Origin of the sequence: Desulfitobacterium sp. LBE (genome assembly GCF_007830365.1) — a bacterium.
In the GTDB taxonomy this organism is placed as follows: Bacteria; Bacillota; Desulfitobacteriia; order Desulfitobacteriales; family Desulfitobacteriaceae; genus Desulfitobacterium; species Desulfitobacterium hafniense.
In genome coordinates this window covers 747,096-756,654 of the sequence record NZ_VLKD01000001.1, presented here as the reverse complement: position 1 = coordinate 756,654, position 9,559 = coordinate 747,096, and the positions used below count along the sequence as shown (strand labels likewise).

General features: G+C 45.5%; 8 protein-coding genes and 1 other annotated feature (1 of these 9 running past the window's edge). Of the genes, 7 read left to right on the top strand and 1 reads right to left on the bottom strand.

Annotation, left to right across the window (positions count from 1 at the left end):
- Positions 1-57, top strand: a sequence feature (23S ribosomal RNA rRNA prediction is too short) (it extends 1,547 nt beyond the left edge of the window).
- Between the two features lie 209 nt (positions 58-266).
- A complete protein-coding gene (locus DESLBE_RS03595; RefSeq protein WP_015944126.1) occupies positions 267-1,112 on the bottom strand; it encodes a class II fructose-bisphosphate aldolase in 846 nt (281 codons plus the stop codon).
- 147 nt (positions 1,113-1,259) lie between these two features.
- On the opposite strand from DESLBE_RS03595, the gene DESLBE_RS03590 reads away from it, so the two are divergent.
- The 7 genes from DESLBE_RS03590 (at position 1,260) to DESLBE_RS03560 (ending at position 9,521) form a co-directional block, all read left to right on the top strand.
- On the top strand, positions 1,260-2,030 hold the full coding sequence (locus tag DESLBE_RS03590; RefSeq protein ID WP_005816105.1) for a GntR family transcriptional regulator: 771 nt from the start codon (positions 1,260-1,262) through the stop codon (positions 2,028-2,030).
- Between the two features lie 433 nt (positions 2,031-2,463).
- Positions 2,464-3,768, top strand: coding sequence for an extracellular solute-binding protein (locus DESLBE_RS03585; protein WP_018307431.1), 1,305 nt, complete (start codon positions 2,464-2,466; stop codon positions 3,766-3,768).
- A 184-nt stretch (positions 3,769-3,952) separates the two neighbouring features.
- Positions 3,953-5,290 (top strand): L-fucose/L-arabinose isomerase family protein, encoded by a 1,338-nt coding sequence (locus DESLBE_RS03580; RefSeq protein WP_144675180.1) that lies wholly within the window; start codon positions 3,953-3,955, stop codon positions 5,288-5,290.
- Positions 5,291-5,301: 11 nt separating this feature from the next.
- A complete protein-coding gene (locus DESLBE_RS03575; protein WP_144675178.1) occupies positions 5,302-6,402 on the top strand; it encodes a M24 family metallopeptidase in 1,101 nt (366 codons plus the stop codon).
- A 153-nt stretch (positions 6,403-6,555) separates the two neighbouring features.
- Positions 6,556-7,674 (top strand): ABC transporter ATP-binding protein, encoded by a 1,119-nt coding sequence (locus tag DESLBE_RS03570; protein WP_144675176.1) that lies wholly within the window; start codon positions 6,556-6,558, stop codon positions 7,672-7,674.
- A gap of 43 nt (positions 7,675-7,717) precedes the next feature.
- A complete protein-coding gene (locus DESLBE_RS03565) occupies positions 7,718-8,635 on the top strand; it encodes a sugar ABC transporter permease (protein ID WP_005816113.1) in 918 nt (305 codons plus the stop codon).
- Between the two features lie 40 nt (positions 8,636-8,675).
- Positions 8,676-9,521, top strand: coding sequence for a carbohydrate ABC transporter permease (locus DESLBE_RS03560; RefSeq protein WP_015944132.1), 846 nt, complete (start codon positions 8,676-8,678; stop codon positions 9,519-9,521).
- Positions 9,522-9,559: the final 38 nt, after the last annotated feature.

Below are 9,559 nucleotides of genomic sequence, written 5' to 3'. Positions count from 1 at the left end.
CCGTTCCCATCCCGAACACGGAAGTTAAGACCTCCAGGGCTGATGATACTTGGACCGCAGGGTCCTGGGAAAGTAAGTCGTTGCCAGGTAGTGCAAAGAGACCATCGATTACGATGGTCTCTTTGCTTTGGGGCAAATTACGCACTAATCTTTCCTTACAGGGATTATTGGGGTGAAAGCTGTGATCATACGATCTGGAGAGTCCAAACTACCAAAGCCGGCCCTTGATAGAAATCAAGGGCCGGCTTTGGTGCGTAAAACACGATTTATGCTTTGCCGTTAGAACCGCATAAGCTGATTTTATGCGCAACTACTTGTCCTACTTCTTCATGCACCTTGAGAGCTGTTTTCCAGGGTTCCTGTTCGGTGATTAGGGCTTCAGTCATGGCTTTGGCCCAAGTTACTTTTAATTCTGTACCGATATTGACCTTGGCAATCCCTTTCTCGATGGCCTTGCGGATCATATCATCAGGAATTCCCGAACCGCCGTGGAGAACCAATGGTACATTAACTAGGGAAGAAAGTGTATCGATCAAGGAAAAGTTAATGTTCGGCGGAAGTTTATACAAGCCATGGGCGGTGCCTACGGCAGGAGCAAAAGCATCTATACCGCTCTCAGTTACCAGCTTGACTGCTTCGACAGGGTCGGCTAGACCCATGTTAGGGTTAGTTCCCGTTTCCTGCCCATCCTCAATTCCCCCGATATGCCCTAATTCCGCCTCGACCGCAGCCCCATGTGCATGAGCCCACTCAACAGTTTGCCGGGCATAGGCAATATTTTCATTTAAAGGAAGTGTGGAGGCGTCAATCATGACTGAAGTAAAACCATGAGCCAATGCCCATTTAATCCACGACAGGCTGTTGCTGTGGTCCAGATGCAAAGCGACGGGGACTTTAGCCTCTTTGGCTGCTGCGCGGGCCATCGCCGTCGCAGCGATATCCCCGATCTTTTCCAGATAGGTTGGAGTAATTTGGAGAATTACCGGAGACTGTTGTTTTTCAGCTGTTTTAATGATAGCCTGCATTATCTCTAAGTTATGGAAATTGAAGGCTGGAACGGCATAATGTCCTTGTCTGGCCTTGTTAAGCAATTGAATAGATGGTTCTAACATTGTTATTCCCCCTTATGAAATTTTTAATGTGAGAATTTTCTTAAAATCATATTGACAGAGCAATACTAACATACTAAAATTATCTTGTAAATATGCAATATTATAATATTGCAATATTATAATATTTGAGTGAGGAAGTTAAGAAAAATGGAACTAAAGAAAACAGAATCTATACCTTTACATCATCAACTAACAACGACTTTACGGAATGCCCTTAGGGATGGAGTCTGGAATTTGGGAGACGCTTTCCCTACCGATAAAGATTTAATGCTGCAGTATGGCGTAAGCAGCACAACTGTCAGGCGTTCCGTGGGACAATTAGTTCAGGAAGGATTACTCGATCGCAAAGCAGGCAAAGGAACATTTGTCAAGAATAAGCCTGTCGAAGAAACATTGGGTCTACTGACGGGTTTCTTTGAAGAAATGGCCAGTCGAGGGCTTTCGCCGAGCGCCGAGTTGATCGATCTCCGTCCCATTGACGTAACGGCCAAAGAATTAGAAAGAGTTCCTGAATTAAAAATTTTTAACGAGCAAAAACTGTTTCTGATCGAAAAGGTACAAAAGCTAAATAATGAGCCTATTGTTTATCTGCAAAGTTATTGGCCGTATGAATATGGCTCTCGGATGGCCGCCTTTGACTTGACGGAAATTGGTCTGTACGCTATTGCTGCCAAGGAATTGGGCCTGGTCTTGACCAATGCGGAACAAACGATAGGTGCGGGAATTGCCCATAAAAAGGTGGCGCAGCATCTTGGAGTCAGAACTGGTTTTCCGATCCTTACAATGAACCGTATTGGTTACTGCGGAGAACAACCTGTAGAGCTCTCGCTTAACTCATATCGCGCAGATAGATATAAGTACAAGATCTCCTTGCAACAGAATACCGGCAGAAACATTGAAGGTCTTTTCCTCTCTTAATTCGTAACCCTATTAGTGAATTTTGTAACCTTACCAAGTAAGGTTACAGCAACTAATGCTTTTTATCAGTTTCCAAATTAAGTTAAGAGCGGAACGTATTTTTTGCCTATTCAACGAAGTTATTTTAAGGGGGGATTATACAAGGCTCCGCAGTTTAGGTGGGACATAGAAGGTGAACTATCGTAAGCCTATTCGTAAAGGAGGTGTCAGCAAAGGATCTATAGCAAGTTGTTTAGAGCCAATCGGTGACAAAGTTTGTGGCCGGGCATGGTACACAGAGATGTTTTTGCCCCTGCATAAGAACTCTTTCACTTAATAAGAGAAAGTTGATTCATTGGCAAGTCGCTTTAGAAATTTTATCGCGAAATGATGACAAAATCATATGTCGGATAGGCTAAACTAAAACAATGAAAACTCGAAAGGGGTTAAAAGTATGTTTTTTAAAAAGGTAATTAGCTTAACCATGATATGCGCACTGCTGATTTTAGGCACTGCTGCTTGCGGAAAAAGCGATACTACCACGGTTGATCAAAGCGATGCTAAGGGCCAAGAACAGATAACCATCACCTTTGTAAACTGGGCAAGTGCCGAAGAAGCAACTAAACAATTAACGCTGGATATGATCAGTGAATTCGAGAAACAAAATCCGACGATTAAGGTCAAGAATGTGCCGATGCCTTTTAGTGATGTTTTAAATCAGTTGACGATTATGAATAACGCAGGAAACGCGCCGGATATTGCTCAGATTACTAATGGCGACGGCATGAGTTTAGCTTACATGGGGGCATTGGAGCCGACTGACAACCTTTTGTCGGAAGGATTCAAAGCTGATTTGAATAAGACGGTCTATGACCTAGGGCTCAAGGATAACCAGCACTATACAATTCCTTGGGCGGGGCAGCCGATGGGTTTCTGGTATAACAAAAAACTCATGCAAGATGCCGGATTGGATCCTAACAATCCACCCCAAACTTTGGATGAACTGAACAAAGCCATGGACATTGCCAAGCAAAAGCTGCCTAACAGCGTCGTGATGCTGCAAATTGATACAACGATCCGTACCATGGGCTTAGAGCAAGAGTGGCCATTGATGAATGCTTTTGGGGCAATTAGTGAAAATAGGATCCAACCCAGCCAAATGGAACCTTATGCTGAATGGCTGCGAGATTTACTTAAAAAAGGCTATACTCTGCCAGGTAAAAAATTAGGTGAATTCAGAGCTCTGGCCGCCCAAAACAACTTGCTTTTCGGCATTGATCAGCCATGTTTTAAAGGAATTGTCCAAACTTATGACAAATCCAACAAAATGAGTGATGAAGAATTCAATGAAATGTGGGCCGTGACAACCATGCCTGTTGGTGCGGATAATCTAAGTTACTCCGTTCCTGGTGACCACAACCTGATTATCTTAAAGTCCTCCGAACATAAGGAAGCAGCGGCCAAATTCGCTGAGTTCTTAGCCGGTGATGATTATTCCCTCAAAAACTACGTAATTCCCTTTGGTTACGTACCTGTCGTTCAAAGTGCCGGCGAACGCTTCCCAGACTCCTTTAAGGACCCTTCCCTGAAAGCCTTCAGCGAAAAGATTCTGCAAACTGAAGTTCGGCCCCCCTGGGGACCAGATTACAGTAAATACGCTACTGACGTCATGACCAGCATGCAGGAAATCATCACCACAAGCAAACCCGTTCCGGATATTCTCAATAGCCTACAGACAAAACTGCAGAACTATAAGTAATCGTGTCAAGACAACATTTTTTCAGGGGACCGGCAAGCGGATTACTCCGCTGCCCTCCCCTCATCGTTATTCCAAAGCTCTTGTGCTATCCCCAAAGGATTCACATCAAAGAATTTCTGCTGCTTCACATGAAAACCGGGCATAAACAGTTAGTTTACTAAGAAAGGAATGAAAAACGCAGACTATGATTAAGAGTAGTTCCAAGATCGGTCTAGCTTTCTTTGTCAGACCTCAATTTGATGTGGATTTGGCTAAGAATTTCTTCAACAAGGTACAAGACTCCTTAAAGGAGGCAGGTATTGCCACACAAGTGTTTGAGCTGCCTGTCTCCACAGATGCCGAAGCATTATCCCTCGCAGAATCCGTCAACAGCCATCAGGATTTACATGGGCTGATTGTCGTGCAGGGAACTTTCTGTGATGCCTCTTTGATCCTTAATCTGGCCAGTAATATCAATTTGCCCATTATGATTTGGGCGACCAAAGAGCAGCCCACCGGCGGGCGGCTGAGCCTCAATTCTTTCTGCGGTCTCAACTTGGGAGCGCACACCCTCGTCAATGCAGGTATAAAATTTAAAGGGGTATATGGAAGTCCCGGTTCCCCGGCAGTTATGAAGAAAGTCACGTCTTTCGCCCGGGCTGCCGGTGCTGTCAAGTGGCTGAAAGGGAAACGCATAGGGTTGTTTGGACACCGCCCTTCAGGTTACTACCCCTCAAATTTTAATGAAATATTGCTGCACAAACAATTTGGCATTACTGTCGAGTATTTATCGCTTAGCGAAGTATTTTCTCTGGCTCAAAAGATGGAGATCAAGGATATCCAGCCATTTATCAACACTTTGGTTGGCGTGGAAGGTTTAGAAATGGTCTCCACCAGTAAATCAGTTCAAGCCTATCTGGCCCTCAAAGAGCTGATTGCCCAGAAAGCTCTTGACGCAGTTGCTGTGGAATGTTGGCCGGAATTTATGGCGGGTTTTGGAGGAGCTGTTTGTTATGCTTTGAGCCGGCTAAACGATGAGGGAATTGTGGCGGCCTGTGAGGCGGATGTCAATGGCGCGGTGACCATGCTCCTCGGGTCCTACCTGTCTTCCCAAGCCAACTTTATTGCTGATTTAGTCGGTGCAGAAGAAGAACAAAACCAGTTGATCTTTTGGCATTGCGGCAATGGACCGCTGTCCCTGGCAGCACCAGGAACAAATCCTGTGGCCGGAGTTCACCCGAATCGCAAAACGCCCTTAGCCATGTATTTCCCTTTAAAAGGCGGCCCAGTGACGGTAAGCCGTTTAAGCAGCGATCATAATGGAAACTTGAGGCTTTTCCTGGGGTCCGGCACGGGTATTGAAACGGATCTGCTCTATAGCGGCAACAGCCTGCCTATCCAAATTTCCGGCTCTGTGGAAGAAACCCTGGACACAATCCTATGTGAAGGAATCGAGCATCATTATATCGTGACTTACGGCGACTTAACCAGTGAATTCAGGGAAATAGCTGAGCTCCTTGGCTTGAGAATGATCACTTTTTAACGGAGGAAGAAATGTCTAAAAAGCAGGAAGAAATCGCAGTTAAGGAACAAAGGCTGTTAAGTATGATGGAGGAAAATGAACTTGAGGGCATTTGTCTTTCCCGGGCAGCAAATTTTGCGTGGTTGACTGCCGGGAGCAATAACCGGGTTGTTTGGGGTCAGGAAACAGGCGCTGCCGCCTTGTTAATTGTTGAGGGGCAAAAGTTCCTGGTCGCTCCCCAGAATGAAATCGAGAGGTTAATGTTGGAGCAGGTTGCAGATTTAGGTTTTGAGCCTTGGACTTACGAATGGTATGAGGATCGGCAACAAGCAATAGCCAGGTTAGTCGGGAATAAGAAGATCGGCTCCGATATTCCTTTGGGGAATTGGCCGGTGATCAAGGCTGAGCTCAAGAGGCTCCGCTTTAGTTTGACTGACCATGAGGTGGAGAGGGCTGAGAAGTTGGCGGCGATTTGCTCAGATGAGCTTGCTGCGGTTTGCCAAGCCATTGTTCCCGGCTGGTCGGAATGGAATATTCAAGTTGAACTGTCAAACAGGCTGCTTAAGCAGGGCGTAAGGGCCAGTGTGCTCTTGGTAGGTGCCGATGATCGCACAAGATTCAAACATCCGCTGCCTACCTTAAACCCAGTGTGTAACTATGTGATCATTGGTCTGGTTGGTGAACAATGCGGTCTGCACATGGCTTTAACCCGATCGATTTATTTTGGAAGGGTTCCGGAAGCTTTGCGACAGAACTATAATTGCTGTTTGGCCGTGGAAAGGACCTATTGGGAGAACAGTGTTGTCGATGCAGACAGTCAGAAGGTTTTTCAGCAGGGCATCAACGCTTACGCGGATTTGGGACATCCGGAAGAGTGGAAGCGTCATCACCAGGGGGGTGCCATCGGTTATGCACCACGTGAGTTCAGAGCAGGTGAAGGCAGGCGGGAGGTCATGCAAGACCGTCAGATGCTGGCCTGGAATCCTACAGTGGAAAACACCAAATGCGAGGATACTTGCCTTGTCACTCCTACCGGTCTTAAATCAATGACGACAGTACCTTCATGGTGGCCTACTACAACAGTAAAAGCGGGTAACATCAACTTTTTGCGTCCACTTATTCTCGAAAAATAGAGCCTGTATACTTTTGAATATTGTAATATTGCAATTATTGCATATTAAGATATACATTTTGGTTATTATCGTCTGGGTATAAGGTTTTAGTAGGATATTGATAAATCTTCTGCCCCGCTTCTTTAAATTTGAAGTTAACTGGAGGGAAAATAATTGGCAGGAATTAAGTTGCAAGGTGTCTCGAAAGTCTACGGCACCACAACAGCTGTAGCCCCTACTGATCTCATCATTGAGGACGGAGAGTTTCTGGTTCTCGTCGGGCCTTCCGGATGCGGCAAGACGACGACTTTGCGGATGATCTGCGGGTTGGAGGCACCATCCGAAGGGAACATATTTATCGGGGAACGCAATGTCACCAAGCTTGAACCCAAAGATCGGGATATCGCTATGGTTTTTCAGAGTTATGCCTTATATCCCCACAAAAACGTTTATGACAACATGGCTTTTGGTTTACGCATCAGGAAGAGGTCCAAGCAGGAGATCGACGCCGCAGTTAAAGAGACTGCGGAAATGTTGGGCATATCTCAGTATCTTAATCGTTATCCTAAAGAATTATCCGGAGGACAACGTCAGAGAGTTGCTTTAGGGCGGGCCATTGTCAGGCATCCTCAGGCTTTCTTAATGGACGAACCCTTAAGTAATCTTGATGCTAAACTGCGGGTCCAGACCAGAGCCGAACTTATAAAACTCCATCAAAAACTCAAAATTACGGTTATTTATGTAACCCATGATCAGATTGAAGCCATGACCATGGGTTCACGTCTCGTGGTCATGAAAGATGGCCTGGTTCAACAAGTTGGTTCCCCCAAAGATATTTACGGTTACCCTGCCAACAAATTTGTGGCAGGTTTTGTCGGCTCCCCACCGATGAATTTTATCAAAGGTGTTGTTGAGGTTAATGACATGGTGTGCTTCAAGGCACCGGAGCTGACAATTCACTTGCCTTTGCAAGGGGGCTTGCAATCACTCGGGAAATTTGAGGCCTTCCTGGGAGTTCGGCCGGAAGGCTTTGTTTGGGTTGACTCAACTGAGACCAGGAATTGCCTGGCCTGCAGGGTCGAAGTTGTGGAACATGTGGGGGCGGAGATCATTATCCATGCTAGGTTCGGCACCGATGAAGAAATTGTGATCAAGCAAAATGGCTATGAAGTGGAACCTGAGATAGGCTCTCTGATTAAAGTAAGACCTCATCAGGGAAATATTCACTTGTTTGATGCGCATACCCAACAAAGAGTCATGACTGCGGCAGTTGTCGACGGTAAGATACTTTAGTCAGAAAGGCTAAATATGCAACTGGCATAGGAGGGGAACGGCAATGGCGAATCGACTGGAAAGCCAGGATAACCCCAGAGGTATAGGAAAGGTGCAAATACCACTCCATGTGAAATTGATCTTTCCTTCGGTGTTTGTCCTTGGTCTGGTCATACTTTATCCTTTAATAAGTTCTTTAGTACTATCCCTATTTAATTATGAGTTAACCAGGCCTGATGAGATAAAGCTTAATGTTCTCGGCAATTACGGCAAGATGATCAATGATGATGTATTTTGGCTGTCCTTGAAAAATACTGTCGTATTTACAGGTGTCTCTCTTGTTATCAGTATTATTGTTGGCCTGATTGGAGCAATCACACTGGATCAGCTGCCCAAACGTTTAGCCGGCTTACGGGGAGTAATATTGATCCCTTGGCTTATTCCCGGGGTTATCGTCGGTTTTTTGTTTATGTTGATTTTTGATGTACAAGTAGGGGTAGCTAATGTGATCTTAGAACGTGCCGGAATGATTAAAGAATTCTTACCTTGGCTGATGAATGATCAGTTGGCAGGGATTGCTGTGATAGTCGCCAATATATGGAATCAAGTGCCGTTCTATATTCTGATGTTTACGGCTGGTCTCAAAGCAATTCCAGCAGAGATTAAGGAGGCTGCGATTGTTGAAGGGGCAAGTCGGTGGCAGGAATTCATTCACGTTACATTACCCTTTCTGCGCGGGATTCTCATCATTACCAGCTTGCTGATGATTATTCGTAATTTCAATAACTTCCCTTTGATCTACACCATGACCGGTGGTGGCCCGGTCTACTCGACAACGACTTTTGTCATCTATATTTACCGTCTCGCCTTTGAACAGTTCAATATCGGTTATGCCTCTGCTGTGGGTGTTGTCTGGTGTCTGGTATTATTGCTGCTTTCAAGTCTATATATAAAAGTTCTTTCTAAGCAGGATTCCATATAATCACTTAAGCTGACGAATAATGTATGAGGAGGTCAACAGAATGTTTCGACGGAGATTATCATTAGGCTGGGCAACATTTGTGTGGGGCTCGGTGGCATTTATCATGGCTTGGACCCTGTTTCCAATCTTTTGGATGGTATCGACTTCCTTTAAAACGAACTTGGATGTCTTTAAGATGCCTCCAGAGTTATGGCCTTCACAACCGACCTTAGAAAATTACATTGGCTTAGCTTCGGGAATCAATCCCATTCCTCGTTTTTTCTTCAACAGTTTTATCACTGCTTTATTGACCGTTGTCCTGACCACTGTGCTGGCCGTCTTTGCGGGATATGCCTTATCGCGTCTGAAGTTCAAGTTCCGCGATCAGATACTTGTCAGTGTGCTGGTGACCCAAATGTTTCCTTTAGTTGTCATGCTGGCACCGCTTTATCTCCTTTATGTAAAAGCTCATTTACTCAATACCTACTTGGGCATGGTTATCGCTTTCACATCCTTTGCCTTGCCCTTCGGGATTTGGATGATCAAAGGATTTATCGATTCCGTTCCAGTTGAGGTTGAACAAGCCGCGATGGTTGACGGGTGCAGCCGTATGCAAGCCTTGCGGACTGTGGTCCTGCCTCTGATAACTCCGGGGATTGTGGCTACAGGCATCTTTGCTTTCCTCGATGCTTGGAATAACTTACTCTTCCCCTTAACACTTACGAATGAAATCGCCATGAAAACCCTGCCGGCCGGAATGGTTATGGCCTTCTCCGGACAGTTCAAAAGTGACTGGAGCGGGATGATGGCGGCCTCATTCATTACCACCCTTCCTGTGCTCATCATCTTTATTTTCCTGCAGCGTTACCTTGTCGAAGGACTGACCGGGGGCGCGGTGAAAGGCTAGCACTATGGCAGGCCTCTGATCGCATAATAATCGGGATT